Source organism: Bartonella sp. CM120XJJH (assembly GCF_042194715.1).
Lineage (GTDB): Bacteria > Pseudomonadota > Alphaproteobacteria > Rhizobiales > Rhizobiaceae > Bartonella.
In genome coordinates this window covers 393-658 of the sequence record NZ_JBHINE010000121.1, presented here as the reverse complement: position 1 = coordinate 658, position 266 = coordinate 393, and the positions used below count along the sequence as shown (strand labels likewise).

1 protein-coding gene is annotated in these 266 nt (G+C 36.8%); it reads left to right on the top strand.

Annotated elements, in window-relative coordinates; translation table 11 throughout:
• Positions 1-266 (top strand): hypothetical protein (locus tag ACFIKU_RS10130; protein WP_375657433.1); only part of this gene is annotated, 266 nt, incomplete at both ends.

Genomic DNA, 266 nt, shown 5'->3' with positions numbered 1-266 from the left:
AGGGTGAGGGAGTATACGGTCTGTATTTTTATGGATTAGGTCCAGATGTATGGGGTGATATGTTTAAGGTAGGGAGTGAAAAACTTTCAAAAGTAGAAAAAATTGTTTGGGGTGAAGCATCTTTGCATTTGTCACAGACAACTTTTTCAGTTCCTGATGGTATTGCCATTTATAGTACGGGAGATGATATTTATGGAGCTGAAGCTACCATTGAATTAACAGAAAGGACAAAGATCTCTGGTGATTTATTGTTAAAGGCTCAAAAT